This window comes from Rhodoferax sp. U11-2br (assembly GCF_018619435.1).
Lineage (GTDB): Bacteria > Pseudomonadota > Gammaproteobacteria > Burkholderiales > Burkholderiaceae_C > Rhodoferax.
In genome coordinates this window covers 98,769-125,252 of sequence record NZ_JAHFZF010000010.1, presented here as the reverse complement: position 1 = coordinate 125,252, position 26,484 = coordinate 98,769, and the positions used below count along the sequence as shown (strand labels likewise).

Sequence of the window (26,484 nt, the reverse complement as noted above, 5' to 3'; positions counted from 1 at the left end):
AGTCTGGCCCTCAGCCGCGCTTCGGTGATGGTCTCTCGCCAGTTGGGAAGCCACCACCCGGGTTCTGGACCGGTGCACTTGGCCTACCCGCTTTGGGGACCACGACCCGCCAGCGGCATGCGCCCGCCCTTCCCATCAAAAAAGGGAGCACTCCGCCCTGATACCATAAGGGCCAGAGACCCATTTCATTCTGAAAACAAAAAAGGGCCTTGCGGCCCTTTTTTTCAGACAACCCAGCGCAGCTGGGTGCAGGTCTTAACCCTCAGCGCGTTTTTGCAGGATCTCGAACGCGGGCAGGGTTTTGCCTTCCAACACTTCGAGGAAGGCGCCACCGCCGGTGGAGATGTAGCCGATGTCTTTTTCAATGCCGTATTTGGCAATCGCAGCCAGAGTGTCGCCACCACCAGCCAGCGAGAAGGCGGCCGATTCAGCAATCGCCATGGCAATGGTTTTGGTGCCGTTCTCAAACGCGGGGAACTCGAACACACCCACCGGGCCGTTCCAGACGATGGTGCCAGCAGCCTTGAGTTGTGCAGCCAGCTTGGCGGCGGTGACCGGGCCGATGTCCAGGATCATGTCGTCATCAGCCACGTCGGTGGCGGCCTTGACGGTGGCCACGGCGTCAGCGGCAAAACTCTTGGCGCAGACCACGTCGGTCGGGATCGGCACGTCGGCACCGCGCGCCTTCATGGCAGCGATCACGGCAGTGGCTTCACCCACCAGGCTGGGTTCGGCCAGGCTCTTGCCAATCTTCATGCCAGCGGCCAGCATGAAGGTGTTGGCAATGCCGCCGCCCACAATCAGGTTGTCCACATTCTTGGCCAAAGCTTGCAGAATACTGAGTTTGGTCGAGACCTTGGAGCCCGCCACAATCGCCACCAGCGGGCGTTTCGGGTTGGCCAGGGCCAGGTTGATGGCGTCGATTTCAGCCGACAACAAGGGGCCTGCGCAGGCGATCGGTGCAAACTGGGCGATGCCGTAGGTGGTGCCTTCGGCACGGTGGGCGGTGCCAAAGGCATCGTGCACAAACACGTCGCACAGGGCAGCCATTTTTTTGGCCAACTCTTCGTTGTTTTTCTTCTCGCCCTTGTTGATGCGGCAGTTTTCCAGCATCACCAGTTGGCCGGGTTTGACGTCCACGCCGTCGACCCAGTTGGCGATCACAGGAATCTCGCGGCCCATCAGTTCACCCAGGCGCTTGGCCACAGGTGCGAGGGAATCTTCGGGTTTGAATTCACCTTCGGTCGGACGGCCCAGGTGGCTGGTGACCATCACGGCGGCACCAGCGTCGAGCGCCATCTGGATACACGGCACGCTGGCGCGGATGCGGGTGTCTTCGGTGATGTTGCCGGCATCGTCCTGCGGCACGTTCAAATCGGCACGGATAAACACACGTTTACCCTTGGCAGCGCCACTGGAAATCACATCGGCAAAACGTACAACTTTCATACTCTAGGCTCCTTGAAAAAATAGGATGACATACGCCCTGTCTACGGCGTGATGTGCTCGCGTCATCTTACTGATTGTCGCGCGACTCGCCCAACAAAATAACAAGGCCGTAACATGCGCACCCCTACCATCCAGGGGGGCGTGGCAACACCCTCTGGATGCAGGGTCATATGGGCTAAAATCCCTTTATTCAAAAGGGCTAGCAGCTATGCATCCAATAGCACCGAGATGTCGGCAATCACACGGTCTGGCGCACAACTTTGCACGTTTTGCCCCATGTTGTAACCATAGGGCAACAGCCACACCGGCACCTGCGCCGCGCGGGCGGTGGCGGCGTCGATGCTGGAGTCGCCCACAAACAGGGCGCGCCCAGGTGCCACGCCAAACTGGGCCAAGGCATGGGCCACCCCGGCCGGGTCGGGCTTTTTGGTGGGGAAGGTGTCACCGCTGATGACCAGGTCAAACAGGCTGGTGAGACCATGCACGTCCAGCACCACCTGGGTGTAGCGGCCTTCCTTGTTGGTGACCACGGCCAGCTTGACGCCCCGCTCACGCAGGGCCACCAGGGTTTCCAGCACCTGCGGGTACAGGTGGCTGCGGGTGCCGCAACGCGCGTTGTAGGCCAAGTTGTAGACCGGCAGGATCTGCCCCAGCAGCGCACTGCTGCGCACCACGGCGGCCTCAACACCTGTGACCTGCGCCAGCGCCTTCACCAGCAGTTCCAGCGTGCCGTGACCGATCCAGTCGTCCACCTGCTGCTGGCTGACCTCGGGCAGGCCGAAACGCCGCAAGGCGTCGTTGACCGCGTCCAGAATCTCGGGCGCGGTCTCCACCAAGGTGCCATCCAGGTCAAACATGACCAGATCAAAACCAGCCATGGTCAAGCCTCAGTTGTAGGACGGAACCACCGTGTCGGGCAGAGCCTCGGCATGTTTGTTGGCGGCCCGGTGCACGATGGTGCGCACAGTGCTCACCACATGCTCCACGGTGATGCCAAAGTGCTGGTACAGCTGCGGCGCCGGGGCCGACTCACCAAAAGTGGGCATGCCAATCACCACACCGTGGCGGCCGACGTATTTGCGCCAGAAGTCCGGGTGCGCCGCCTCAATCGCCAGCGACGGGGTGTTGAACGGGATCACCATCTCTTGGTAAGCATCGGTCTGACGGTCAAACACATTGGTGCAAGGCATGGACACCACACGGGTGGCAATGCCCAGGGCGGCCAGCTCGGCCTGCGCCTTCATGGCGATCTCGAGTTCGGAGCCGGTGGAGACGATGACCGCCTGGGCACCTTCCATGTCTGACAGGATGTAACCACCCTTGCGGATGTTCTCCACCATGCTGACATCGGTCAGGCGCGGCAGGTTCTGGCGCGACAGGCACAGGGCGCTGGGGCCGTCCTTGCGCTCCACCGCACTGGCCCAGGCCACGGCGGTTTCCAGACCGTCGGCCGGGCGCCACACGTCCAGACCGGGGATGATGCGCATGCTGGGAATGTGTTCAACACTCTGGTGCGTCGGGCCGTCTTCGCCCAGGCCAATGCTGTCGTGGGTGAACACATGGATGACACGGATCTTCATCAGCGCGGCCATACGGATGGCGTTGCGACTGTAGTCGCTGAAGGTCAGGAAGGTGCCGCCGTAAGGGATGTATCCGCCGTGCAGGCAGATGCCGTTCATGATGCCGGCCATGCCGAACTCACGCACGCCGTAGCTCATGTGGTTGCCCCACTTGTCGCGACCGGCCTTGACACAGCCCTTGAAGTTGGTCAGGTTGGAGCCGGTCAGGTCGGCACTGCCGCCAAAGAACTCGGGCAACAGCGGTGCAATCGCGTCGAGCGCGTTCTGGCTGGATTTGCGGGTGGCAATCGAAGCCGGGTTGGCGGCAATAGCCTCCAACAGACCGGGCAACTTGTCGGCGTAGTCAGCAGACAAATCACCGGCCATGCGGCGTTTGAACTCGGCGGCTTCGACCGGGTAAGCAGCGCTGTAGGCGGCAAACTTGGCGTCCCAGGCGTGTTCAGCGGCGACACCACGCGCCACCGCATTCCAGGCGGTGGCAATGTCGGCCGGGATTTCAAAAGGCGCATAAGGCCAGCCCAGCGCTTCGCGGGTGGCGGCCACTTCGGCGGCGCCCAGGGCGGCACCGTGCACATCGTGGGTGCCGGCCTTGTTGGGGGAACCCAGGCCAATCACGGTCTTGCAGCAGATCAGGGTGGGTTTGCCATCGGCCAACACGGCCTGGGCCTTGGCAGCTTTGACGGCGGCGTCAACCGCAGCCGGGTTGTGGCCGTCCACACCGGCAATCACGTTCCAGCCATACGCATCGAAGCGTTTGGGGGTGTCGTCGGTGAACCAGCCTTCGACGTGGCCGTCGATCGAGATGCCGTTGTCGTCGTAGAACGCCACCAGCTTGGACAGGCGCAGTGTGCCCGCCAGCGCGCAGGCTTCGTGGCTGATGCCTTCCATCATGCAGCCATCCCCCATGAACACATAGGTGAAGTGGTCGACGATGGCATGGTTGTCTTTGTTGAACTCGGCAGCCATCAACTTCTCGGCCAGCGCCATACCGACCGCGTTGGAGACACCTTGGCCGAGCGGGCCGGTGGTGGTTTCGACACCGGGGGTCACACCGACTTCGGGGTGGCCAGCGGTTTTGCTGTGCAGTTGGCGGAAGTTCTTGAGTTCGCTCATCGGCAGGTCGTAGCCGGTGAGGTGCAGCAAGGCATATATCAGCATCGACCCATGACCGTTGGAGAGCACAAACCGGTCGCGATCAGGCCAATGGGGGTTGGCCGGGCTGTGTTTGAGGTGGCGGTTCCACAACACTTCAGCAATGTCAGCCATGCCCATGGGGGCGCCGGGGTGGCCGGACTTGGCTTTTTCTACGGCGTCAACTGCCAACATACGGATGGCGTTGGCCATCTGCTTCGCGAATTCGGGAGTGGGTGTAGTCATGGTGTTTCCAAAAAACTGAGGGGTAGATTTTGACATTTTTGCGAGCGGCCAATCAAATGTCCAAATGTCTGGCAGCGCAAGTGGCCGCTGCCCGGCGCGCCAACGCGGACCGGTACCGGCGGACTCTGGGCCGCAGACCGGCGCGGCAGGCGCAGCCAGGCATTGGGGATCAAGCGGCTTTCTTCTTTCGCTCCAGCATGCGCCAGACGAAGGGGGTGAAGATCATCTGCATGGCCAGTTCCATCTTGCCTCCGGGCACCACGATGGTGTTGGCGCGGCTCATGAAACTGCCGTCGATCATGCTGCGCAGGTAGGGGAAGTCGATGCCCTTGGGGTTGGCAAAACGGATCACCACCATGCTCTCGTCAGGGCTGGGAATATCGCGCGCAATAAAGGGGTTGCTGGTGTCGACCATCGGTACCCGCTGGAAGTTGACATGGGTGTGCTCGAACTGCGGGCAGATGTAGTGCACGTAGTCGGGCATACGGCGCAGGATGGTGTCGGTGACGGCCTCGGTGCTGTAGCCGCGCATTTTCTTGTCACGGTAGAGCTTCTGGATCCATTCCAGATTGATGACGGGCACCACACCCACCAGCAGGTCGGGGTGTTTGGCGATGTCCACCGTGTCGGTGACCACGGCGCCATGCAAGCCCTCGTAGAACAGCAGATCGGTGTCGGGGGGCACGTCTTCCCAGGGTGTGAAAGTGCCTGGTTCTTGGTGGTAGGGTGCGGCTTCTTCGGGGTCGTGCAGGTACTTGCGGCGTTTGCCGGTGCCGCTGGCGGCGTAGTTGGCAAACAGCGATTCAAGTTCGGCGAACAGGTTGTTCTCTGGGCCGAAGTGGCTGAAGTGTTTGTTGCCGGCGGCTTCGGCCTCGGCGGCTTTTTGCTTCATCTCCTTGCGGTCGTAGCGGTGAAAGCTGTCGCCTTCGATCACGGCGGCCTTGACCTTTTCGCGGCGAAAGATGTTGTCGAAGGTGCGGGTCACCGAGGTGGTGCCCGCACCGCTGGAGCCGGTGATGGCAATGATGGGGTGGCAAATGGACATGGCAAACGTCTCCTGAGGATAATAAATTCGGTGATTTAGCCATCTAGCCCTCATCAATGCTGGGCCAGCAGCTATTTAATTTGAAGTAAGCCGCCCCCGATCAGTCTCGAAACAGGCTGCGTTCGGCAAACAGGGGGTTGGTCAGCTCGGCCTTGGCTGTGGGTTCGTGGTGGTAACGCTCGATGCGCTCGACCTCGTTCTTGGAGCCAAACACAAAGCCGATGCGCTGGTGCAGGCTGGTGGGCTTCACCTGCAGCATCGGTTTCTCGCCAGTGGAGGCGCGGCCACCGGCCTGCTCCATGATCATGCCCATCGGGTTGGCCTCGTACAGCAGGCGCAGGCGCCCGGGTTTGCTGAGGTCCTTGGTGTCACGCGGGTACATGAACACCCCCCCACGCATCAGGATGCGATGCGCCTCGGCCACCATCGAGGCGATCCAGCGCATGTTGAAGTCTTTGCCACGCACGCCCGTTTTGCCCGCCAGACACTCGTCCACATACCGCTTGACCGGCACCTCCCAGAAACGCGCGTTGGACGCGTTGATGGCAAATTCCTGGGTGTCCTCAGGGATACGCAGCTTGGGGTGGGTCAGCATGAACTCACCAATGTTGGGATCCAGCGTGAAGCCGTTGACACCGTCCCCCACGGTCAGCACCAGCATGGTGGTGGGCCCATACAGCGCGTACCCTGCGGCCACCTGTTTGCAACCAGGCTGGAGGAAATCGGCCTCCAGCACGTCGCGGCCCGAGTCGATGACCTCTTGCGGCGCGCGCAGGATGCTGAAAATGCTGCCCACCGACACATTCACGTCGATGTTGCTGGAGCCGTCCAGCGGGTCAAACACAATCAGGTAATTGCCACGCGGGTACTGCTTGGGGATCTGGTAGGGCGCGTCCATCTCCTCTGAGGCCATGCCCGCCAGGCTGCCCGACCATTCGGTGCGCTGCATGAAAACCTCGTTGGACAAAACATCGAGCTTTTTCTGGGTTTCACCCTGCACATTGACGGAACCACCCTCGTCGGCCGCATGGTTGCCCATGACACCGGCCAGTTCGCCAAAAGCGACGGCCTTGGCGATGCCTTTGCAGGCCAGGGACACATCCAGAATCAGCGAATTGAAATCACCGCTGGCACTGGGAAAACGACGGCGCTCCTCGATCAGGAATTGCGTCAAAGTCGAACGGTTGGAACGAAGGGTCATAGGCATGGCGAAACTCCCGATTGTTTAAATTTTGTAGTGCCAGAGGCTTATGCAGAAAGGGCTGCAGACCGCAAGGACTGCATGACCGTTTTGTAGCCGCCGTCGGCATCGGGGGCGCCAAATACGGCACTACCGGCCACAAAGGTGTCGGCCCCGGCTTGGGCAATGTCACGGATGTTGTCGGTCTTGACGCCGCCATCCACCTCAAGCCAGATCGGCTGGCCACCGGCTGCCACATGGGCGTCGATGCGGGCGCGCACCAGGCGCAGTTTGTCCAGCGTGCTGGGGATGAATTTCTGGCCGCCAAAACCAGGGTTGACACTCATGAGCAGCACCATGTCGAGCTTGTCCATGACGTAGTCGAGCACACTCAGCGGTGTCGCCGGGTTGAGTACCAGACCGGCCTTGCAGCCCAGCTCGCGGATCATCGACAGACTGCGGTCCACGTGTTTGGAGGCTTCGGGGTGGAAGGTGATGATGTTGGCACCGGCCTTGGCAAACAGCGGGATGATCGCATCGACCGGCTCAACCATCAGGTGCACGTCGATCGGGATGCTCACATGCGGGCGAATCGCTTCACACACCAGCGGGCCAATCGTCAGGTTGGGCACATAGTGGTTGTCCATCACGTCAAAGTGCACCAGGTCGCAGCCTGCGGCCTCGATGGCACGAACCTCTTCCCCCAAGCGGGAAAAATCGGCGGACAGGATGGACGGTGCCAAACGCAGAATGGGGCTGGAGCTCATGAACAGGCTTTCGGGAAGTTAAAAAAGAGGATGCGGACTGTTGTCAGACCGTCTGGTCATTCTGCCAGCCGACCAACTGCCCCAACGTGACCTGACTCAAGTCCGGCACCACCCGCAGCGCCCCCTCAAAATTGTGGTGCGCGGTGAACGGGTTGGGGGTGATCACGGTGGCCAGACCGGCAGCCGTGGCGGCACGCAGGCCGTTGGCAGAATCCTCAAAAGCCAGGCACTGGCTGGCGGGCAGCTGCAGGGCGTCGAGCATCTGCAGATACACCTGCGGGTGCGGTTTTTTGAGTGGGGCGGTGGAGGCGTCGCCAATGGCGCTGAAATGTTGGCGCCAGTTGTCACCCACAGCACGGCGCAACAGGGCCGCGATGTTGACCGGCGAGGTGGTGGTGGCAATCGCCAGTTGCAGACCGGCAGCCAGCGCCTGGTCCATCAGCTCCAGCACGCCGGGGCGCAACTTCACCACCCCCGTGTTGATGGTATTTTCGTAGGCGGCGGTCTTGATCTCGTGGATGTGGTTGATGCGGTCTTGCAGCGCGTGGGCATCCATCTCTTTGATGTCGGGGTTGACCTGGCGCCAGTAGTGCAGGATGCGCTCTTTGCCGCCCGAAATCTCCAGCAGCTCAATGTACATGGCCTCGGTCCAGACCCAGTCCATGCCCATCTCGGCAAACGCATGGTTGAACGCGGCCATGTGCACACTCTCGGTGTCAGCCAGTGTGCCGTCCACATCAAAAATCAGTGCCTTGAGTGAGCCAGTGACCATGGGAATGTCCTTTTTCCAAGGGTTTACAGCCGAATACCGTGCCGTGAGCATTTACTTTAATCGCCTTGACTCATAAACTCTAATCACGTTTTATTGAAAAATCATCAGCAACGACTGATGAGACAAACGGAGTCCGTGATGCGCCCCTACACCTTCAAACAAATCCAGACGTTCATGGAGGTGGCGCGCCAGCGATCGGTGTCCAAGGCGGCCGAACGCCTGTTTGTGACCCAGCCCGCCGTCTCCATGCAGATCCGCCAGCTTGAAGACGCGTTTGGCCTGGCGCTGGTGGAGCCGCAGGGCCGCAACATCCAACTCACCGCGGCCGGTGAGGCGTTTCTGACCTATGCCACCAACGCCATGAGCCAGTTCAAGGATCTGGAAGCGCTGATGGCCGAGCATGTGGGCCTGAAAAAGGGCCGGCTCGACCTGGCGGTGGTGAGCACCTCCAAATACTTCATCCCGATGCTGCTGGTGCGTTTTAACCGGCTGCACCCAGGCATTGACGTGCAGCTCAACATTGACAACCGCGAAAACATCCTGGGCATGTTGTCGCGCAGCGAGGCCGACCTGGTGGTGATGGGCCGTGCACCGAGCCACATCGACTGCGAGGCGATCCCGTTTGCCACCAACCCGCTGGGGGTGGTGGCGCCACCGGAGCACCCGCTGTCGCGCCGCAAGAACCTGAGCTTCAACGACCTGGCCGAGTACAGCTTTGTGGTGCGTGAAGATGGCTCAGGCACCCGCGCAGCGATGGAGCGGCTGTTTGAAGAACACAACACACCACTCAAAATCTTCATGGGCCTGCCCAGCAACGAAACCATCAAACAGGCGGTGATGGCGGGCATGGGCCTGAGCTTTTTGTCGATGCGCACGATTCGCCACGAACTCGCCAGCGGCCACATCGCCCTGCTCGATGTGCAGGGCCTGCCGCAGATCAACCACTGGTATGTGACGCATCTGCGCCACAAAAAACTGTCCCCGGCAGCCCGCTCCTTCAAGGAGTTTCTGATCGAACAGGGCGGCGCCTTGATGGACGCCTGGAGTTAGTCGCGCGGCCTTGTCACGTTGCGGCAAGGATGACTGTCTGCCCAAGGGCACGTGCCACCTGGTTGCGCCCATTGCGTTTGGCCTGGTAGAGCGCCTCGTCAGCCAGGTTGTAGGCGTCATCAAATCGGCCACCCGCAGGAAACCAGCTCACGCCAAAACTGGCGGTGATGCCACTGCCATCGGGCAAATCAAAGGCATGCACCTCAATCGCCTGGCGAACGGCTTGCGCCACTTGTTCAGCCGCCTCAGCGCTGAGCCCTGGCAGCAGGACAGTGAACTCTTCCCCCCCCACCCGGCCAATGGACGCGGTGGCAGGCACCACACGCTGGAGGCAGTCAACCACACCCACAATGACCCGATCACCCACCGGATGGCCAAAACTGTCGTTGACACGTTTGAAATGGTCGATGTCCAACACAATGAGCGCCAGATCCTGGTTCAGAAAATGCCGGTTGACCAGGTCGATGATCGCGGCCCGGTTGAAGATGCCGGTGAGCGAGTCGTGGGTGGCCCGGTACTCGAGCTGCCGGGTCAACTCCTGCAGCTGGTGGTTGAGCTGCGTCATCTCGAGCTCGGCGCGGTCGCTGCGGCGCACCAGGCGGCGGGTTTCGCGCAGCAGCCGCTCGTAGGCCGTGAGCAGACGCCCCAGTGCCTGGTGGCAGCGGTCCGGCGCCGCCGCAGAACAGCTGTCGTAGGTGGCTTGGGCGGCCAGCAGCGCACGGTGCTCGGCCTCAAACAGATCGGGCGGTACGGTACAGGTGTCCATTCAGCTTGGCCTCACCGCATGGCTGGAGAACGCGATGGCAGGAAAGTCTTCGCTGAGCTCCTGCCCGAACTCCAGGATGGTGTCATCGTCTTCGTCGTGGTACCAATGCAGATTGACCTGGCTGCCGGCCTCCACCGCCGCATGCAGCGCCTCGATCAGGTTGAACAACATTTTGGTGCTGGAGCTGTTGAAGTAGGCCAGGGCGATGTTGACTTCAATTTTCCCGCCTTGGTGCCGGGCCAGGTAGTCCTTGAGCTGCCCGATGATCCCGCCATAAAAAGCCGCGGCGTTTTCGGGGTAGGACTCGCCACGCAAGCTCAGCACATGGGTATCGAATTGAAAGTCCACTTCCGGCGTGGTGGGCGTGGGTGCAATGTAGAGGTTGTCCATCCTGGGTCTCGATTCCTTGACTGGGTTGGGCGGCTCAGATCGCCGCCTTCAAATAAAAGACCGGGGTTTGTCCGGCGCTGTCCGTCACGTCAAAATCAAACTCCAGTGGCTCACGTGCATCGCGGGCGACGGTGAGCAGGCCGATGCCAGCACCTTTGCTGCCCAGGGGTGTTTCCTCACGCAAGGTCTGGCGGTAAGCCTGCTTGATCTCGTCGAGCGTCATCTCCCGCAAGGCCTCCAGTTTGCCGCGCAAATCGTCCGCCACCGCCTGCTCCACCGGGTTGGCGCACAACAGCAGAAAACTGCCATCACACTCCCGCCGGATACAGACCGACCCATGGCGCAATTCGCCGTCGTCCTGTTTTTGCGGGGTCAGAGAGACAGCCGAGTAGTGGATGATGTTTTGCGCCATTTCCACAAAGGACGAAAACAGCTTGCGGCGTGTGGGGCCGGCCACCCCACTGACCTCCAGCTGTAACTTGACCGCCTCGGCCATGGCGGCCACGATGTTCTGGGAAAAATAGCCCACGTAGTAGAAGATCACCTGGTGCTGGCGCGCCAGGTTGAAAAAGCTGCCGTATTTTTCGGCGATCAAAGGTGTCAACATGGGGGTGTTCTAGGTTCTGAAACAAAATAAAGTCAGGTCATCGCGGCGGTGGTGCTCACCCTGCCAGAGGCGCAAGGCATCCAGCACCGCACCGTTCACCTGCGCTGAGTTGGACCCACGCTGAGTCAGCAGCAACTCGCGCACACGCCGTTTGCCAAAAGCAATCGCGCGTGGGCTGCCCACCTGGTCGATGAGCCCATCGGTGGTGATGAACACCAGGCTGCCCGGTGGCAGCACCAGCTCCTGGTTGTGCCAGGTGAAGTCAAACTCGGTGTCGACGTAGCCCACACCTTTGCGCTGGCCCTCGATCACCTCCACCTGGTCAACACCGGGGCGCAACACAAACAAGGCCAGGCGGGCTCCGGCAAACAGCAGGCGGCCATGCTCTGGCTCAAACCAGAAACAGGCGGCGTCCATGCCGTCATCCGACCCCGGGGTGTCGCCCTGCCGGTCGATCTGCCCCAGCATCTGTTGGATGCTGCGGTTGACACAGCCCAACAACAAGGCCGGGTCGCGGGCACCGTGTCGCTCGATGGCCTGGTTCATGCTGGTCGACGCGATCAAGGTCATAAAGGCGCCGGGCACCCCATGGCCAGTGCAGTCGGCCACGGTGGCGAACCAGCCCTGGGGGTTGTTGCTGAACAGGTAGAAGTCTCCACCCACCACATCGCGGGGCTCCCAGACCAGATCGGCATCCGGGCAAGCGCGGGCCAAGACCTCACGCGAGCTGCGCAGCGTGGCTTGCTGGATCACACTGGCGTATTCAATGCTGTGCATGATCTGGCGGTTGCGCGCCTCTTGCAGCTCGGCCACCACCCGCATCAACTGCAAACCACCACCCACACCAGCGTAATTCCCAGCCCGGGTGATGATGAAGCCGTCGGACAAGGCCTTCTCACCGTACGAAATCGCTTTCAGCGTGAGGGTCTCGATGTCCATGGCGGCATCCACCACCAGGGGCTCCTTGTCCATGAAGGCAATACAGCTTTTGCGGCCGTAAATCTCCATGCGGTAAGGCTTGCTCATCTGCGACAAGAAGATGTCACGGTTGATGAGCCCGATGGGGCGGCTGCCCTCGAGCACGGGCAGACTGGTCAGGTCACGATGCCGACTGAAGACATCGAGCACTTTTTCGTTGGTCTCGTCCGTGGTCATGGACGGCGCCTGGGTGCACAGGTCACCTGCTGCGGGCTGGCGAAATCGCGGGCGACAGTCGCGCAGGTACTCGTTGTTGTCTGACATGGGGGAAGCGGGAGGTGGGGTGTCCCTGGATGCTATGACAGACATATTGAGTTTTTGTGACAGTCCCATCCTGATCACCAGCCACCGTGGTCAGGACTGGGCACCGCGCGGGTCTCGATGTCACGAGCCAGGTGATGGAACACCGCCACATGCCCCTCGGGTACGGTGTCAAGCAGTGTCTTGACCACCCGCAGGCCATAAGACGGGCCACATTTCTCCACAATCAGGCGCGCTGCCTGCGCCACGTTCTGGATGAACTCGACCTCCCCTTGGCTGCTGTGCAGACAGGCGGCCATCGACGACGCCTCCAAATCGCGCAACAGCTGCAACCGGTCAACGATGTACATCTTGGTGCCTGCCAAGGAACGGCGTGTGCGTGGTGTCTGTGCCTGATCGTCTGTCTTGGGCCAGGCTGGCAAGCGGTCAGCACCCGAAGCAACTGCAACAGAAGCAAGAAGTGCGTCGTGAGGGGCTGTGAGACCGTGTGCACACTCCTCCAGATAACCGGATGCCAGCAGGCGCTGCACCTGCGGCCCGATGTCACGCGCCAGCAGCTGCTGCAGCGACATACGTGAATGGCTGCCATTGGCCAGGATCACGATCTGGCGCTCGCGCGGCGCCAGATGGGGGTCGCGGCTGCGCAGCGCCTCCCTGCCCTTGTCGGTCTTGATCAGTTTCATGCCCCTAGCTCTCGCAACAAACAACAGGGGGCAACCGTAACGCCCCCAGATGAATCGCCTGTGACACCGGGTGCAGCGGCTCGGCGCCGCTCGGTCAAAACAGCACAGCCAAACCGGCGTATGGCTCTGGCGGAATGGGTTTGGGGCGGTACGTAACCAGTACGTACCCAAGCCAGCTCCATGGGTATTAGGGTAAACCCTATACTGCACCGCAACAAAGTTTTTTTAGGAGGAAATCATCATGACCGACACCGTTCTGTACCCGTCCCGCTTGGCCCACGACGCCAACACCGTGAGTGATGCCCTGCGCGAGCTTGGCACCGCTACCCGCCGGTTGCTGGCAGCCGTGCTCAAGTCCGTGCTGAGAGCTCGTCCTATGAGCCAAGTCGTCACCGCGCAACAAGAAGCCGACAAGCTGCGCGCCTACGCCGACACCCTGTACCGTACCGACCCGCGTTATGCGGACGACCTGTACGCTGCCGCCAACCGCCACGAAATGGCCGTGGTGTCTGCCATGGCGCCGCTGGCCCAATAACCGAGCCAAGGCCCTGTGGTTGCTTCCTGCCACAGGGCTTGACCCTGACAACAGCCGACAACATAGCCATGTTGCCGACCCATTTTTCTGGAGGACACACCATGTCCCCTTTTGACACTTTTGCCAAAACCACCAGCCAACTGCTGAGTCTGCCCTTTGACCTGGCCCGCGCCAACTACGCCGCTGCCGTGCGTCTGGGTCTGATCAAGAACTCTTTGCTGAACTCCGCCCGCTTTGAGCAACGGCTCGGCGCAGCCGAACGCCTGACCCTCGGTCCCTGGGCACGCAAGGTTTAAACACGCTTCGGCACTGATGTGGCGCAGCCAGACTGGGCCGTGCGCCACACCCCATAGTCATCATCAAGTATGGCTGTAGCCCTTGTACATAAAGGGCTGGCAGCTATCAATTCACACACCTTGCGTCAACCAGACTAGGTGTTCTCAAGCCACGCAACCGCAAGAATTGATTGAGCTGATCCGGCTGCGTGAGTGCCTCAAGCCCTCGGTTTGAGCTATCCTCAACGCCCATCACCCGTTGTTGTTTGGGGCATGCATGGATTGGTCACGCGAAGAAGTTGAAGCCGTCGTTGCGGACTACTTGACCATGCTCACCTTGGAGCTGGCAGGCCAAAGTTACAACAAGACCCAACACCGCAAGCTGTTGCAGGCCAAGCTCAATAGTCGGTCTGATGCCGCCATCGAGTTCAAACATTGCAATATCAGCGCAGTGATGATTGAGCTCGGGTTTCCCTACATCCGGGGTTATCAACCCCGATCCAATTACCAAACACTTCTGGGTGAGATTGCCCAAGCGCAGGTGGGTGCCACCACCTCGCTGGATCACGTGGCACTCGCAGCAGTGCAACAGCCGGCCATCACCCCTGTGCAAACCGACTTTAGAAAAGTCAAAACCACAGCGCCCTCCAGGCATGACCCACATGTCTTGCACGAGCCGCGCACCCCTCTGCTATTCAAGGCGGTCAAACGCGACTACTTTGAGCGCGAAGCGCAAAACCGCTCGCTCGGGCTGGCGGGTGAAGAATTTGTCGTCTTGTTTGAACATTGGCGACTCAACGCGCTGGGCCAAGCACGGTTGGCCGACAAGGTGGAACACGTCTCCCAATCCAAAGGTGACGGCCTGGGCTACGACGTGTTGTCGTTTGAGTCGGATGGCAAAGAGCGCCTGATTGAAGTGAAAACAACCACTTTTGGCCGGGACACGCCGTTCTTTGTGTCACGCGGGGAGCTGGCGCTGTCCCAGGACGCCAAAGACCAGTTTCACCTGTATCGCTTGTTTGAGTTCCGAAAAGCGCCCCGCCTGTTTGACCTGCCTGGCGCGCTGGATCAGCATTGCCTGCTGGACCCGGTGACGTACCGGGCCAGCTTTGGTTGAGAGCCTGGTGTGAGCTGAGGCTTGAGCCACCCTCCAAGCGTTGGCCACAACACCCTCATCGCACCAGAACCTACCTATAAAGTAGCGATCAAGCCCTTTTTTATAAGGGCTTTTAGCTATTTAAGTAATAGCTAAAAAAGACAACTTCAGGGTTTCTCAGGCGGCTTAGCCGGGGCCGCAAACCACTGATCGGGTGGCACAATTTTGGGCGAGGCCGGGTCCTCAAAGTACTGGGGCGACATGATCTGCACACCGTAGGTGTTGAACACATCCTGGATGTTGGCGTGCAAGGCACTCATCACCATGGCGCGTGGACGCGGCTCGCTCGGAATCGCCTGGCACACCAGCCGGTACTGCGGGTACCAGTCGCCCAGCGCGGTCTGGAACACCTGCGGCGCAGGCTCGGCCAACACCCCGGGGGTGTGCAGTGCCGCCTCGATCAGCATGGCGTGCACCTGACGCCAGGGGGTGTCATAGCCAATGGTGACCTGGGTGTCCAAGGCAAAGCCCTGGCCACGCACCGCGCGCGAGTAGTTGCGGGTGGTGTCGTTGAGCACGGCCGAGTTGGACAGGGTCAGCTCCTCGCCCATGCCGGTGCGGATGCGGGTGAAAAACATGCCCAGTTCGGTGATCGTGCCCTCGTGCCCACCAATGGCCACATATTCACCCTGGCGGTAAACGCGGCCATAGGTGAGGATCAGCCCGCTGGCCACCTGCCCTACCAGATTCGACGCCCCGAGCGAAATCATCAGACCCAGCAGCACCGACAGGCCCTTGAAGGCCTCGGTTTGGGCGCCCGGCAGATACGGGTAGGCCATGGCCAGCGCAAACAGCCAGACCACAATCTTGACGATGCGCCGGGTCGGTTCAGCCACCGCGGCGTCAAGCCAGGTCACCTGCAACTCGCCCTCTGCGATGCGCCTGAACAACGCGTCAAGCGCCTTCGTGCCGATGCGGGTCAGGTAAAAAATGACCACGGCGGTCAGCAGGCCCGGCAAGGCAGACACCACGGCCGCCCCCATGCCGCCCACCAGATCCCACAAGAAGCTGTTGAGCAACTCACCCCACCGGTGGGTATAGGGGAATCTGGCCAGCACAAAACTCAGCCATTCGTAACCCACCACAAACAGCAGCAGCCGGTAAGTGCCGGTCAATACCGCCTGAGCCGCGCCCACCACCCGCGACGGATGCAACAACTGGACGCCACCGAGTTGCAGGCGATCCGCCTGCTTTTGCAGCACCGCCGCCAGGCCATGCGCCACAACGCGACGCACCCGCCCCAGCAGCCACACCAAGACCCCGGCCACCAGCGTGGCCAGCGCGGTCAAGCCAGCGGAGTGCAGGATCGCGTCCAGAGTGCGACTCTCGTGGCTGGCAGCAATGGCCTGCTGCAAGGCCGTGGCACTGCGTTGGGCCTGCTGCGCCAGCGTGTCCTGTTCGAGTTGGTTGATGTCGTCCGGCGTGACAAAAAACGCGGTGGCGCCGTCAATCTGCACCATCACGCCGGCGGTTTCCGGCTTTTGGGTGACCACATGGGGACCGGGCTGGCTCAGCAGCTCCTGGATACGCACCTGGGCACGGCGCACACGGTCCGGGGCCGACACGCCGTACAGGCTGCCACGCAGGGTGGTGATGTCGCGGTTGAAAAACCGCAGCGTGCTCTCAGCGGTGGCGGCACTGGACGCCAAGTTGGTATCGGACGCTGATGCGGCGGTCTGAGCATGGGATGACAGGGCCACACCAAACACCAGCAGCAGAAAAAGAAGGAGTGCACGCACAGGCAACAGTCTCCGCTCGGAAAGAAAACGAACTGGCCAGGACGAGGGCTCAGCCCTGCGTGCTGCGCAACCCATCATGCAACTCAACCAGCGCCAGCGTGATCTTGTGGCCGGGGTCCAGGTAGATCATCGGCAGGGATTGTTCGTGCGATTCGCGGATACGCACCGATGAGGGCAAATACGGTTGCAGCACCGGCAGGCCTTCTTCAATAAGCTCCGCCACCATGCGCTGCGGCAGGTTGGCGCGTGGCTGGAACTGGTTGACCACAATGCCGTCCACCTGCAGCTTGTCGTTGTGGTCGGCGCGGATTTCGGCCACGTTCTCCAGCAGGGTGTAGAGCGCCTGGCGCGAGAAACTGTCGCAGTCAAACGGGATCAGGCAGCCGGTGGCACCAATCAGCGCGGCACGGGTGTAGAAATTGAGCGCGGGCGCGGTGTCGATGTAAATGCGGTCATAACTATCGGCCAGCTTTTGCAGGGCTTCGCGCAGCTTGTAGATTTTCTGGCGCGATTCGAGCTTGACCTGCAACTCGGTCAGCGCCGGGCTGGAGGGCATCAGATCCAGGTTCTCAAATGGCGTCTGCACCACAAAATCCGTGGGCGGTTTGCTCTTGAAACTGTAGCTCAGCGTGTGTTCAAAAAAATCAGCCACGCTGGGCTGGCCGTCGGCGGCGGTGCTGCCCAGCAGGTAACTGGTGGAGTTGCCCTGCGGGTCCAGGTCAATCACCAGGGTACTCAAGCCCTGGCTGGCGCTGATGGCAGCCAGGTTGCAGGTGATGGTGGATTTGCCAACGCCACCTTTCTGGTTGAACACAACAATGGGCATGAAACAGCTCCTATGAAGCAATGGTGAAATCTCTGGTCAGTCAGCGCTATTGTCTGCGACGCCATGGCACAAGCCGCCCGGCAGTCACCAGATGCGCACGCGATCTTTGGGCGCCCGCCACATCGGGTCGCCGGGTCGGGTGCCAAACGCCTGGTGGAAACTGTCCAGGTGCAGCAGAGGCACAAAGCCGCGTAACCGGCTGTTGCCGTGGTAGTCCATCTGGGCCAGCAGGCGCAGTCGCTCGGGGCGGCCCTTGTAGGCCCACAGCTGTGACCAGGCGACAAAACAGCGTTGGTCGGTGCTCAGACCATCCACCTTGGGCTGGGGCTGGCCAGCCAGTTCGCGCTGCAGCGCCGCGTACCCGAGGGTGATGCCCCCCAGATCGGCGGTGTTTTCAGTGAGTGTGAGTTCACCGTTGTGTTGCAGGCCAGGCAGGATCGTGTACTGGCTGTATTGTTTGACCAGCACATCGGTGCGTTTCTTGAACTCGGCCGTGGCTTGTGGTGTCCACCAGTCACGCAGGTTACCGGCCGGGCCAAACTGCCGCCCAAAACTGTCAAAGCCGTGCGTCAACTCGTGGCCAATGACGGCGCCGATGGTGCAGTAGTTCACCGCAGCGTCGGCCCCCGGTTTGTAGAACGGCGGCTGCACGATGGCGGCGGTGATGTCGATGCTGTTGGTCTGCGGGTTGTAGGCGGCGTTGACCGAGATCGGCGTCGTTTGATTGGGGCTGGCAAAACGGTCTTTCAGCACCGGCTTGCCGATTTGCGAGATCTCGCTGCGAAAGGCGAAGTCGCTGAGGCGTTGCACATTGCCAAAGTGGTCGTCGGGCTTGACCACCACCGCGCTGAAGTCAATCCATTGCTGGGGGTAGCCCACCTGAATGTCCACCTTGCCGAGTTTGTCCAGCGCCGCTGCGCGGGTGGGCTCATCCAGCCAGGTGTTGGCACGCAGGCGCTGGGCGAACTCTTCCTTCACGTGACCCACCATACGGGTGATGTCGCGCCGGGTCGACTCCGGAAAATACGCCTGCACATAGAGCTGCGACAAGGGGTGAAACAGCTGCGCACCAATTTGCTGGGTGACCACGCGTTCACGCTCAGGCAGAGTCGTCAGACCTTTGTGCTGGCGGTTGAACTCTTCATCCATCTGGCGCCAGGGGCGACCGAGTTCGGAGGCGCGTGCGCCCAGCACATACCAGCGCATCGAGGATTTCAGCTCTGCGGGTGATCGGCTGGCCAGCAAGGTCTGCGCTGCCTTCAGACCGCCCACGTCAAACACCTGCAGTGTCGGTGTCACCGGCACACCCAGCGTGTTCAGGAACACCGTCAGGTCCAGACCGGGGATCAGCGCCTGGGCCTGCGCCAGGGTCATGATGTTGTAGGTCTGGCTGGGGTCACGCATCTGGATCGCGGTCAGCCGGCCAGCCGCAATGCTGGCCTCCATGGCCAACACCTGTTGCGCGGCCTCCCCGGCCTGCTGGGCGGTCTGCCCGGCATGGGTGAACATGGCCGCCATGTAGTCGCGGTACATGTCCCGCAGAGGCTGGCTCTCTGGCTTGGCGTATTCGTCATGCTCCAGCGCCTGCATGCCGGGAATCAGTACCAGAATCTGTCGAGAGCTGTCTTTGGCGTCGGGTGTGGCCGAGGCATTGATGAGCGGCGAGATGCCAAATTTGGCCTGAATGCGCGCGGCCAGAGCGCCGTAGTCTGCGGGCGTGGCACCCGCTGCAGCAATGGCGTCCAGATCGTCCTGCACCGGCTGGAGGCCCAGCGCGTCCATACGCGCCAGATCCATGGCCGCTGTGTAAAAGTCACCAATCTGCTGCTGCGGGCTGCCCGAAGGCGCTGGCGTCGCAGCGGCATCCTTGATGAGTTTGAGCAACTGCTTGTCCAGGTTGGCAGCCAGTAGCGAGAAGCCACCCACATCGGCCTCGCTGGCAGGGATCTCGGTGCGCTTGAGCCAGCTGCCAACGGCATAGTCGTAGAAGTCTTTGCGCGGGCTCACGCTGGTGTACATGTTGTCGACCGAATAACCCAGCGGCGGCGCATTGGCCAGGTCAGAACCCGCCAGACGAAGATCCAGCGTGTACCGGGTGCTTTCGTGGCGCCGGGCCGCGTTGCGCATCAGGTACACACGCACCGTGTAGTTACCTGCGACCGTGGCTTGAACCGATGCGGTGTTGCCTGAACTCGAGCCAATGAATACGGCCTCTTGAGAACCCGGCGGCAGCACATTGAAGTAGGCTGACCGGTTGGTGGGCTTGAACAACAACGCCAGGGTCTGGCCCGCAGCCAGGTGCAACTTGTAGTCCATTGTCTGGTCACCTTGGATATGACCCCGGACACTGACCGATGTCGCGCCCTTTTTGAACTGGATGTGTTGCTGCTGGAGATGGTTGGCAGCCCCGACTGGGACAACACACAGCAACAAAGCTGACGCCGAACAAGCCAGAAAGGTGTGTTTGATCAATGTGTTCATGCTGCCATTATTGGCAACAAGTCAGGCAACTTAGCGGCCGATGGCTGCAATTTGAGGAACAGAGAGGTGTTTAAACAACAGCCCGCCCCAGGTACATCGGCCTGCGCCATGCAGCTCGTGACCTGAGCGCAATCTTGGTAACGATCTATGAGTCTGAGCGAGCAGGACAGGCCTTGAGCGTTTTTTGCCCCATTCATCAGCCAAACCTAATTTGATTGGCAATTTATTTGAATTTTCATGATGAATAAGCCTGTCTATAGTCCACCCATTCACAACGCAACATCATCACCCCGAAGGAGAGACTGCATGGATCAATCGAACCGATATGCCGACCTGAGCCTCAAGGAAGACGACCTCATCGCCGGCGGCAAACACATCCTGGTGGCGTACAAGATGGCGCCCAAGACGGGCTACGGTTACCTGGAAGCGGCAGCCCACTTTGCGGCAGAGTCCTCCACCGGCACCAATGTGGAAGTGAGCACCACCGACGATTTCACCCGCAGCGTGGACGCGCTGGTGTATCACATCGACGAAGCCACCGAGGACATGCGCATTGCCTACCCGATTGACCTGTTCGACCGCAATGTGACCGATGGCCGCTTCATGCTGGTGTCGTTCCTGACCCTGGCGATTGGCAACAACCAGGGCATGGGTGACATCAAACACGCCAAGATGATCGACTTTTATATGCCCGAGCGGGTCATCCAGATGTTTGACGGCCCGGCCAAGGACATCTCGGACCTGTGGCGCATTCTGGGCCGTCCGATCAAGGACGGTGGCTACATTGCCGGCACCATCATCAAACCCAAGCTGGGTCTGCGCCCGCAGCAGTTTGCCGATGCGGCCTACCAGTTCTGGCTGGGTGGTGACTTCATCAAAAACGACGAGCCGCAAGGCAACCAGGTGTTTGCGCCGATCAAGAAAACCCTGCCGCTGGTCTACGACTCGCTCAAACGCGCCCAGGACGAAACCGGCCAGGCCAAGCTGTTCTCGATGAACATCACCGCCGACGACCACTACGAGATGCTGGCCCGCGCCGACTTTGCACTGGAAGTTTTTGGCCCGGACGCAGACAAGCTGGCCTTCCTGGTGGACGGCTATGTGGGTGGCCCCGGCATGGTGACCACGGCCCGGCGCCAATACCCCGGCCAATACCTGCACTACCACCGTGCCGGCCACGGCGCGGTCACCAGCCCGAGCGCCAAGCGCGGTTACACCGCCTTTGTGCTGGCCAAGATGAGCCGTCTGCAAGGGGCGTCGGGCATCCACGTCGGCACCATGGGCTACGGCAAGATGGAAGGTGAAGGCGACGACCGTGGCATCGCCTACATGATCGAGCGCGACGAGTGCCAGGGCCCGGTCTACTTCCAGAAGTGGTACGGCATGAAGCCGACCACCCCAATCATCTCGGGCGGCATGAACGCGCTGCGCCTGCCAGGCTTCTTCAAGAACCTGGGCCACGGCAATGTGATCAACACCGCTGGCGGCGGCTCTTATGGCCACATTGACTCACCCGCAGCCGGTGCGGTGTCGTTGCGTCAGTCGTATGAATGCTGGAAGGCGGGTGCCGACCCGATCGAGTTTGCCAAGGAACACAAAGAATTCGCCCGCGCGTTTGAGTCGTTCCCGGGGGATGCCGACAAGCTGTTCCCAGGCTGGCGCGAAAAACTCGGCGTGCACAAGTAAGCACGGGGTCATGCTATCGGGGGCCTCGGTGGACTGGCCCGTTGCGACTGGCTGCCTTACGCGACGTTTGTGGAAGGCATGTTGCGACAGGGTGCCCTGCGCCGCGAATGTCCCCCGAAAGTGGCCTACAGCCACTTTCTCCTCCTCTATTTCGCTTTGCAGGACTCCCCATCACAACATGCCCGAAATGATTTCAGCGTTCAAGCATGGCAGGCAAACCAACACAGCCAAGCAGCGTGCGTTGGGTGTCTGACGCAGCGGAATAAAGGAGGAGGTTCGGGCATAGCCCGAACCGGGGGACATCCGCGGAGTCGGACACCCAATGCGCGCTGCGGGTTCGACCAAGAATGCTGACAAACAGGATTTCAGGTCTACCATCCCTTCTTCGATGTCACTTGCCCCAACCGTGACCCCATAGGAAAGCGCACCATGACCAACTTGGCAGAGCAATACCGCATCACCCAAGAGCCTTTCTACCAGCCACAAAGCAACGAGGTGGAACTGTACGAAGCAGCTTACAACGCCCGCCTGCCAGTCATGGTCAAAGGCCCCACCGGTTGTGGCAAGTCGCGTTTTATCGAATACATGGCCTTCAAACTCGGCAAACCGCTGATCACCGTGGCCTGCAACGAGGACATGACTGCCAGCGACCTGGTGGGTCGTTACCTGCTGGAGACCAACGGCACCCGTTGGCTCGACGGCCCGCTGGCCACAGCGGCGCGCATTGGTGCGATCTGTTACCTGGATGAAATCGTCGAGGCGCGGCAAGACACCACCGTGGTGATCCACCCGCTGACCGACCACCGCCGCCAGTTACCACTCGATAAAAAAGGTGAGCTGATCCAGGCGCACCCGGACTTTCAGCTGGTCATCTCCTACAACCCAGGCTACCAGAGCCTGATGAAAGACCTCAAACAAAGCACCAAACAGCGTTTTGTCGGTTTTGACTTTGATTACCCGGCTGCCGATCTGGAAGCCAGCATCATCGCCACCGAAACCGGTATCAACAAAGCCGATGCGGTGCGGCTGGTCAAGGTGGGCGCGGCGGCGCGGGCACTCAAAGGGCATGGTCTGGACGAAGGTATCTCGACCCGCCTGCTGGTGTACGCGGCCACCCTGATCCAGGCCGAGGTGAACCCGCTGGACGCCTGCCGTATGGCGCTGGTGCGCCCGATCACCGACGACGCCGACATCCGCGCCACACTGGACCACGCCATCGACGCGATTTTTGCTTGAGCCCCATGAGTACGCTGGCTGACACGCCCAGCCCCACCGGCCTGCAAACCGAGCAGCTGGCCGCATGGCGCAAACAACTGGACTGCGGTTTCTCCCAGATCGACGACGTATTTGAAGCCTGTATGGCCGAGGCGTCTGCAAAACTCAGCCCGCAAGGGCTCGACGAGTATCTGGCGCAGGCGCGCTTTCTGGGCAAGATGGGCCGCGGTGTGGAGCCGGTGCTGATTTTTTTGCAGGAGTGGCCACCGATTGCCCAGACTGTGGGGGAAGAGTCACTCGATGCGGTGATGGCCACGGTGCGCACCATCAACAAGTCACCCAACGGCAAAGCCATCGCCCCGTTTTTGCAAAGCCTGGCAGCCGTGGCGCGGCGCCTGCCGACCCAGACGCAGCTGCAGCATTACATGGACCTGAGTCTGTTGCTGCTGGAGCGCACCAGCGGCTCGATCCACGGCATCCACAAAACTTACCCGAGCCCGAGCCTGATCGTGTTCTTCGAGAAAGCGCCGCTGCTATTGGGTGCGCTGAGTCTGCAGGGCCTCAGTAACTGGATCAACTACGGCATCCGCAACTACAGCCACCACCCCGAGCAGCAGCGCGACTTTTTCAGCCTGAGCTCCGCCGACAGCCGCGCGGTGTTGCAGCGCGAGCGCCACGGCACCCTGCTGATGGACCACACCCGCGTGCTCGACCTGTACCTGCGCGCGCTGTGGCAAGACGAGGATGTGCTGGTGCCCTACTCCACCACCTTCGATGTGCAGCGCCAGCCGATGCCCTACTTTGATAACTACGGCATGCGCCTGCCCGACGTGTACGACGAGCGCGCGGGTATCTCCGGCATCGACCGCTACCGCGCCGCTCTGGCGCACATGGCGGCACACCGGCGCTGGAGCACACCGATTTTTGCCGACAACTTCAGCCCGGCGCAGCGCCTGGCGATCGAGTGTTTTGAAGACGCGCGCATGGATCTGCTGACGCTGCGACGCTACCCCGGCCTTCGACGGATTTTCTCGGCACTGCACCCGACACCACAGGCAGGCGCCTGCAACCCGGCCACCCATTCCTGTCTGAGGCACCGGTTGGCTTTGCTGTCACGCGCGCTCTTGGACCCGCCCAAACGTTTTGAGACGCCGCCACTGGCCGAGTGGGTACAGCGTTTTCACGCCCTGCTGGACCACGGGGAGTCCAGCACCACCGAGATCGCTGGCCTGGCCCTGAGTTACCTGGGCAAAACCCGCCAGCAGAGTGACCAGCTGCCCGACACCTGGTTTGAGGACACCGAGGTCGATTACCGCGACGACAACCGCCACCTCTGGCGATTCCATGAGCTCTCAGACGACGAAGAGACATTTAGCAACCCGGACCAGACACCACCCAAGACGGAATTGCACAGCCTGCCGCCACGCCATTACCCGGAGTGGGACTACAGCAGCCAGACCGTGCGGCCAGACTGGGTCAGCCTCTACGAGCGCCTGCACCCCAGCGGCAACCCGGCCGACATCGACGCCCTGCTGGCCAAACACAGCGCCCTGGCCAAACGCCTGAAACGCCTGCTTGATCTGCTCAAACCACAAGACAAGGTGCGGGTACGCTTTCAGGAAGACGGCAGCGAGCTCGATCTGGACGTGGCGATTCGCTCACTGATCGATTTGAAGGGCGGCAGCCAGCCCGACACACGCATCAACATGAGCCACACCACCAATGGCCGCAGCATCGCGGTCACGCTCTTGCTGGACCTGTCCGAGTCGCTCAACGAGACCGCGCGTGGTTCAGAGCAGACGGTGCTACAACTGAGTCAGGAAGCGGTGTCGCTCTTAGCCTGGGCGATTGAACAGCTCGGTGACCCGCTGGCGATTGCCGGCTTTCACTCCAACACCCGCCACGATGTGCGTTACTTTCACCTCAAGGGTTTTGGAGAACACTGGGGCGATGCCGTCAAGGCGCGCCTGGCGGCGATGCAGGCTGGCTACAGCACTCGCATGGGCGCGGCGTTGCGCCATGCGGCCCACACTTTGGCCAGCCAGAAGGCCGACAAAAAACTGCTGCTGGTACTGACCGACGGCCAGCCTTCCGACATCGACGTGAAGGACGAGCGCCTGCTGATCGAGGACGCCAAGGTGGCGGTGCGTGAGCTGGGCAACCAGGGGATATTTAGCTACTGCATCAGCCTGGACGCGGGTGCCGATACCTATGTGCGTGACATCTTTGGCCAGCACTACACGGTGGTGGACAACATCAGCCGCTTGCCCGAACAGCTGCCCAGGCTGTTCCTCGCACTAACCCGTTGAAACTATCTTTTAGATAGCTACTAACCCTTGATGAACGAGGTCTAGAGGCTGTTTTGATACACAACACGTCCACCCACCAGCGTGCAACGCACACGCCCAGGCAGCTCGTAACCTGAGAACGGGGTGTGTTTGCCCTGGCTCACCAGCGCATCGGCCTTCACTGTCCAGGCAGCTTGTGGGTCAAACACACACACATCACCCAGACCACCCAGAGCCAGATGGCCTGTGCGGCCCTGGCGCGCGCCCAGCGCCTTGCCGAGCAGCGCGGCGGGGCTATCGGTCACCACCGAGAGTGCGCGCAACAGGTCGGCACCCGCATCTTGATGCCACTTGAAGGCCAGGCTCAGCAGCAGCTCCAGCCCGGTGGCGCCGGGTTCACTCTCGGCAAACGGCAGCATCTTGGCATCGTCATCCACCGGGGTGTGGTCCGACACCAGCGCATCGATGGTGCCGTCGGCCAACCCGGCACGCAGCGCGTCGCGGTCACGCTGCTGGCGCAACGGCGGGGTCAGGCGGGCGCGGCTGTCAAAGTAGCCCATGTCGGTGTCAGTCAGGTGCAGCGAGTTGATGCTCACATCACAGGTCAGGGCCAACCCCTGCGCCTTGGCCTGGCGCACCAGCTCAACCCCGGCGGCGCTGCTGATGCGGCACAGGTGCACGCGTGCGCCGGTGGCGCGCATCAGCTCAAAAATGGTGTGCATCGCAATGGTTTCGGCCATCACCGGCACGCCGCTCAGGCCCATGCGGGTGGCGAGTGGGCCGCTGGCGGCCACACCCTGCCCCAAGAAACCGTCCTGCGGACGCAGCCAGACGGCGTAGCCAAAGGTGCTGGCGTACTGGAAAGCACGCTGCAGCACCTGGGTGTTGGAGAGCGCCACCTCGGCCTGGCTGAAAGCCACACAACCGGCATCGGTGAGTTCGACCATCTCGGTCAGCACCGTGCCCTGCAGGTTGCGCGTCAGAGCGCCCAGCGGGTAAACGCGGGCCTGTTGTAATTTTTCGGCACGAAAACGCAGCATCTCGACCAGGCCGGACTCGTCAAGCACCGGGTCGGTGTCGGGCTGGCACACCAGGCTGGTGATGCCTCCGGCCACCGCCGCCGACATTTCGGACTCCAGCATGCGGGCGTGTTCGTAACCGGGTTCACGCAGGCGCACCGCCAAATCCACCAGACCGGGCAGCACCAGGCAACCGCTGGCGTCGATGGTCAGTTCGGGTGAAAAGTCAGGCGCTACATCGCCAATAGCAACCACGGCATTGCCAGCAAGGGCCACATCGGCTATTTGGTCGTAACCGCTGGCCGGGTCGATGACCCGCCCGCCTCGGATCAGCACAGTCTTGGGTGTATTCATAACAG

At 61.2% G+C, this 26,484-nt stretch carries 23 protein-coding genes; 7 read left to right on the top strand and 16 right to left on the bottom strand.

Annotated features, from left to right (window positions below; translation table 11 throughout):
• Positions 1-255: 255 nt before the first annotated feature.
• The 7 genes from KKO72_RS08970 to KKO72_RS08940 all read right to left on the bottom strand — a co-directional run bounded on the left by KKO72_RS08970 (position 256) and on the right by KKO72_RS08940 (position 8,170).
• Positions 256-1,449: a phosphoglycerate kinase gene (locus tag KKO72_RS08970; protein WP_078366504.1), complete on the bottom strand. Its 1,194-nt coding sequence runs from the start codon at positions 1,447-1,449 to the stop codon at positions 256-258.
• Positions 1,450-1,655: 206 nt separating this feature from the next.
• Positions 1,656-2,327, bottom strand: coding sequence for an HAD-IA family hydrolase (locus KKO72_RS08965; protein WP_214937469.1), 672 nt, complete (start codon positions 2,325-2,327; stop codon positions 1,656-1,658).
• 9 nt (positions 2,328-2,336) lie between these two features.
• A complete protein-coding gene (gene tkt / locus KKO72_RS08960; protein WP_214937467.1) occupies positions 2,337-4,406 on the bottom strand; it encodes a transketolase in 2,070 nt (689 codons plus the stop codon).
• Positions 4,407-4,575: 169 nt separating this feature from the next.
• Positions 4,576-5,451 carry a phosphoribulokinase gene (locus KKO72_RS08955; RefSeq protein ID WP_214937465.1) on the bottom strand — a complete coding sequence of 292 codons (876 nt, stop codon included), beginning with the start codon at positions 5,449-5,451 and terminating at the stop codon, positions 4,576-4,578.
• A gap of 100 nt (positions 5,452-5,551) precedes the next feature.
• Complete coding sequence (locus tag KKO72_RS08950) at positions 5,552-6,652, bottom strand: class 1 fructose-bisphosphatase (protein ID WP_371736855.1); 1,101 nt, start codon at positions 6,650-6,652, stop codon at positions 5,552-5,554.
• A gap of 47 nt (positions 6,653-6,699) precedes the next feature.
• Positions 6,700-7,398, bottom strand: coding sequence for a ribulose-phosphate 3-epimerase (rpe, locus tag KKO72_RS08945; protein ID WP_214937461.1), 699 nt, complete (start codon positions 7,396-7,398; stop codon positions 6,700-6,702).
• 43 nt (positions 7,399-7,441) lie between these two features.
• A complete protein-coding gene (locus tag KKO72_RS08940; protein ID WP_214937460.1) occupies positions 7,442-8,170 on the bottom strand; it encodes an HAD-IA family hydrolase in 729 nt (242 codons plus the stop codon).
• A gap of 138 nt (positions 8,171-8,308) precedes the next feature.
• Here KKO72_RS08940 and KKO72_RS08935 point away from each other — a divergent pair, with 138 nt between their 5' ends.
• Positions 8,309-9,220, top strand: a complete 912-nt coding sequence (locus tag KKO72_RS08935; RefSeq protein ID WP_214937459.1) for a LysR family transcriptional regulator — start codon at positions 8,309-8,311, stop codon at positions 9,218-9,220.
• Positions 9,221-9,233: 13 nt separating this feature from the next.
• Here KKO72_RS08935 and KKO72_RS08930 read toward each other — a convergent pair whose 3' ends face one another.
• The 5 genes from KKO72_RS08930 to KKO72_RS08910 all read right to left on the bottom strand — a co-directional run bounded on the left by KKO72_RS08930 (position 9,234) and on the right by KKO72_RS08910 (position 12,905).
• Complete coding sequence (locus KKO72_RS08930; protein ID WP_214937457.1) at positions 9,234-9,986, bottom strand: GGDEF domain-containing protein; 753 nt, start codon at positions 9,984-9,986, stop codon at positions 9,234-9,236.
• Positions 9,987-10,376 (bottom strand): DUF1987 domain-containing protein, encoded by a 390-nt coding sequence (locus tag KKO72_RS08925; protein ID WP_214937455.1) that lies wholly within the window; start codon positions 10,374-10,376, stop codon positions 9,987-9,989. It lies immediately after the preceding gene.
• 34 nt (positions 10,377-10,410) lie between these two features.
• A complete protein-coding gene (locus KKO72_RS08920) occupies positions 10,411-10,983 on the bottom strand; it encodes a SiaB family protein kinase (protein ID WP_078366514.1) in 573 nt (190 codons plus the stop codon).
• A 9-nt stretch (positions 10,984-10,992) separates the two neighbouring features.
• The gene (locus KKO72_RS08915) at positions 10,993-12,225 is read right to left on the bottom strand and encodes a SpoIIE family protein phosphatase (RefSeq protein ID WP_214937453.1); all 1,233 of its coding nucleotides are present in this window, start codon (positions 12,223-12,225) and stop codon (positions 10,993-10,995) included.
• Between the two features lie 74 nt (positions 12,226-12,299).
• Positions 12,300-12,905, bottom strand: a complete 606-nt coding sequence (locus tag KKO72_RS08910; RefSeq protein WP_214937452.1) for a hypothetical protein — start codon at positions 12,903-12,905, stop codon at positions 12,300-12,302.
• A 241-nt stretch (positions 12,906-13,146) separates the two neighbouring features.
• Between KKO72_RS08910 and KKO72_RS08905 the strand changes: the two genes are divergently transcribed.
• The 3 genes from KKO72_RS08905 to KKO72_RS08895 all read left to right on the top strand — a co-directional run bounded on the left by KKO72_RS08905 (position 13,147) and on the right by KKO72_RS08895 (position 14,832).
• A complete protein-coding gene (locus tag KKO72_RS08905) occupies positions 13,147-13,440 on the top strand; it encodes a hypothetical protein (protein WP_214937450.1) in 294 nt (97 codons plus the stop codon).
• A 101-nt stretch (positions 13,441-13,541) separates the two neighbouring features.
• Complete coding sequence (locus KKO72_RS08900) at positions 13,542-13,736, top strand: hypothetical protein (RefSeq protein ID WP_078366518.1); 195 nt, start codon at positions 13,542-13,544, stop codon at positions 13,734-13,736.
• A gap of 256 nt (positions 13,737-13,992) precedes the next feature.
• Positions 13,993-14,832: a DUF3883 domain-containing protein gene (locus KKO72_RS08895; RefSeq protein WP_214937448.1), complete on the top strand. Its 840-nt coding sequence runs from the start codon at positions 13,993-13,995 to the stop codon at positions 14,830-14,832.
• 146 nt (positions 14,833-14,978) lie between these two features.
• Here KKO72_RS08895 and KKO72_RS21375 read toward each other — a convergent pair whose 3' ends face one another.
• From KKO72_RS21375 to KKO72_RS08880, 3 genes are all read right to left on the bottom strand, one after another.
• A complete protein-coding gene (locus KKO72_RS21375; protein ID WP_214937447.1) occupies positions 14,979-16,610 on the bottom strand; it encodes a mechanosensitive ion channel family protein in 1,632 nt (543 codons plus the stop codon).
• Positions 16,611-16,659: 49 nt separating this feature from the next.
• A complete protein-coding gene (locus KKO72_RS08885; RefSeq protein WP_214937445.1) occupies positions 16,660-17,436 on the bottom strand; it encodes a ParA family protein in 777 nt (258 codons plus the stop codon).
• Between the two features lie 84 nt (positions 17,437-17,520).
• Positions 17,521-19,917, bottom strand: coding sequence for a M13 family metallopeptidase (locus KKO72_RS08880; protein WP_214937443.1), 2,397 nt, complete (start codon positions 19,915-19,917; stop codon positions 17,521-17,523).
• A 306-nt stretch (positions 19,918-20,223) separates the two neighbouring features.
• Here KKO72_RS08880 and KKO72_RS08875 point away from each other — a divergent pair, with 306 nt between their 5' ends.
• From KKO72_RS08875 to KKO72_RS08865, 3 genes are all read left to right on the top strand, one after another.
• Positions 20,224-21,603, top strand: a complete 1,380-nt coding sequence (locus KKO72_RS08875) for a ribulose-bisphosphate carboxylase (protein ID WP_214937441.1) — start codon at positions 20,224-20,226, stop codon at positions 21,601-21,603.
• Positions 21,604-22,032: 429 nt separating this feature from the next.
• Positions 22,033-22,839, top strand: a complete 807-nt coding sequence (locus KKO72_RS08870; RefSeq protein WP_214937439.1) for a CbbQ/NirQ/NorQ/GpvN family protein — start codon at positions 22,033-22,035, stop codon at positions 22,837-22,839.
• A gap of 5 nt (positions 22,840-22,844) precedes the next feature.
• Positions 22,845-25,127, top strand: coding sequence for a nitric oxide reductase activation protein NorD (locus tag KKO72_RS08865; RefSeq protein WP_214937436.1), 2,283 nt, complete (start codon positions 22,845-22,847; stop codon positions 25,125-25,127).
• Between the two features lie 41 nt (positions 25,128-25,168).
• Here KKO72_RS08865 and KKO72_RS08860 read toward each other — a convergent pair whose 3' ends face one another.
• Positions 25,169-26,479: a dihydroorotase gene (locus KKO72_RS08860; RefSeq protein WP_214937435.1), complete on the bottom strand. Its 1,311-nt coding sequence runs from the start codon at positions 26,477-26,479 to the stop codon at positions 25,169-25,171.
• Between the last annotated feature and the right edge of the window lie 5 nt (positions 26,480-26,484).

Bases quoted from the DNA above. Each gene is read 5' to 3' on its own strand.
- KKO72_RS08865 (WP_214937436.1), top strand. From the start codon at position 22,845: ATGAGTACGCTGGCTGACACGCCCAGCCCCACCGGCCTGCAAACCGAG.
- KKO72_RS08965 (WP_214937469.1), bottom strand. From the start codon at position 2,327: ATGGCTGGTTTTGATCTGGTCATGTTTGACCTGGATGGCACCTTGGTG.
- rpe (WP_214937461.1), bottom strand. From the start codon at position 7,398: ATGAGCTCCAGCCCCATTCTGCGTTTGGCACCGTCCATCCTGTCCGCC.
- tkt (WP_214937467.1), bottom strand. From the start codon at position 4,406: ATGACTACACCCACTCCCGAATTCGCGAAGCAGATGGCCAACGCCATC.
- KKO72_RS08905 (WP_214937450.1), top strand. From the start codon at position 13,147: ATGACCGACACCGTTCTGTACCCGTCCCGCTTGGCCCACGACGCCAAC.
- KKO72_RS08880 (WP_214937443.1), bottom strand. From the start codon at position 19,917: ATGAACACATTGATCAAACACACCTTTCTGGCTTGTTCGGCGTCAGCT.
- KKO72_RS08925 (WP_214937455.1), bottom strand. From the start codon at position 10,376: ATGGACAACCTCTACATTGCACCCACGCCCACCACGCCGGAAGTGGAC.
- KKO72_RS08885 (WP_214937445.1), bottom strand. From the start codon at position 17,436: ATGCCCATTGTTGTGTTCAACCAGAAAGGTGGCGTTGGCAAATCCACC.
- KKO72_RS08910 (WP_214937452.1), bottom strand. From the start codon at position 12,905: ATGAAACTGATCAAGACCGACAAGGGCAGGGAGGCGCTGCGCAGCCGC.
- KKO72_RS08875 (WP_214937441.1), top strand. From the start codon at position 20,224: ATGGATCAATCGAACCGATATGCCGACCTGAGCCTCAAGGAAGACGAC.
- KKO72_RS08935 (WP_214937459.1), top strand. From the start codon at position 8,309: ATGCGCCCCTACACCTTCAAACAAATCCAGACGTTCATGGAGGTGGCG.
- KKO72_RS08955 (WP_214937465.1), bottom strand. From the start codon at position 5,451: ATGTCCATTTGCCACCCCATCATTGCCATCACCGGCTCCAGCGGTGCG.
- KKO72_RS08895 (WP_214937448.1), top strand. From the start codon at position 13,993: ATGGATTGGTCACGCGAAGAAGTTGAAGCCGTCGTTGCGGACTACTTG.
- KKO72_RS08930 (WP_214937457.1), bottom strand. From the start codon at position 9,986: ATGGACACCTGTACCGTACCGCCCGATCTGTTTGAGGCCGAGCACCGT.
- KKO72_RS08920 (WP_078366514.1), bottom strand. From the start codon at position 10,983: ATGTTGACACCTTTGATCGCCGAAAAATACGGCAGCTTTTTCAACCTG.
- KKO72_RS08970 (WP_078366504.1), bottom strand. From the start codon at position 1,449: ATGAAAGTTGTACGTTTTGCCGATGTGATTTCCAGTGGCGCTGCCAAG.
- KKO72_RS08940 (WP_214937460.1), bottom strand. From the start codon at position 8,170: ATGGTCACTGGCTCACTCAAGGCACTGATTTTTGATGTGGACGGCACA.
- KKO72_RS08860 (WP_214937435.1), bottom strand. From the start codon at position 26,479: ATGAATACACCCAAGACTGTGCTGATCCGAGGCGGGCGGGTCATCGAC.
- KKO72_RS08915 (WP_214937453.1), bottom strand. From the start codon at position 12,225: ATGTCAGACAACAACGAGTACCTGCGCGACTGTCGCCCGCGATTTCGC.
- KKO72_RS08870 (WP_214937439.1), top strand. From the start codon at position 22,033: ATGACCAACTTGGCAGAGCAATACCGCATCACCCAAGAGCCTTTCTAC.
- KKO72_RS08900 (WP_078366518.1), top strand. From the start codon at position 13,542: ATGTCCCCTTTTGACACTTTTGCCAAAACCACCAGCCAACTGCTGAGT.
- KKO72_RS08950 (WP_371736855.1), bottom strand. From the start codon at position 6,652: ATGACCCTTCGTTCCAACCGTTCGACTTTGACGCAATTCCTGATCGAG.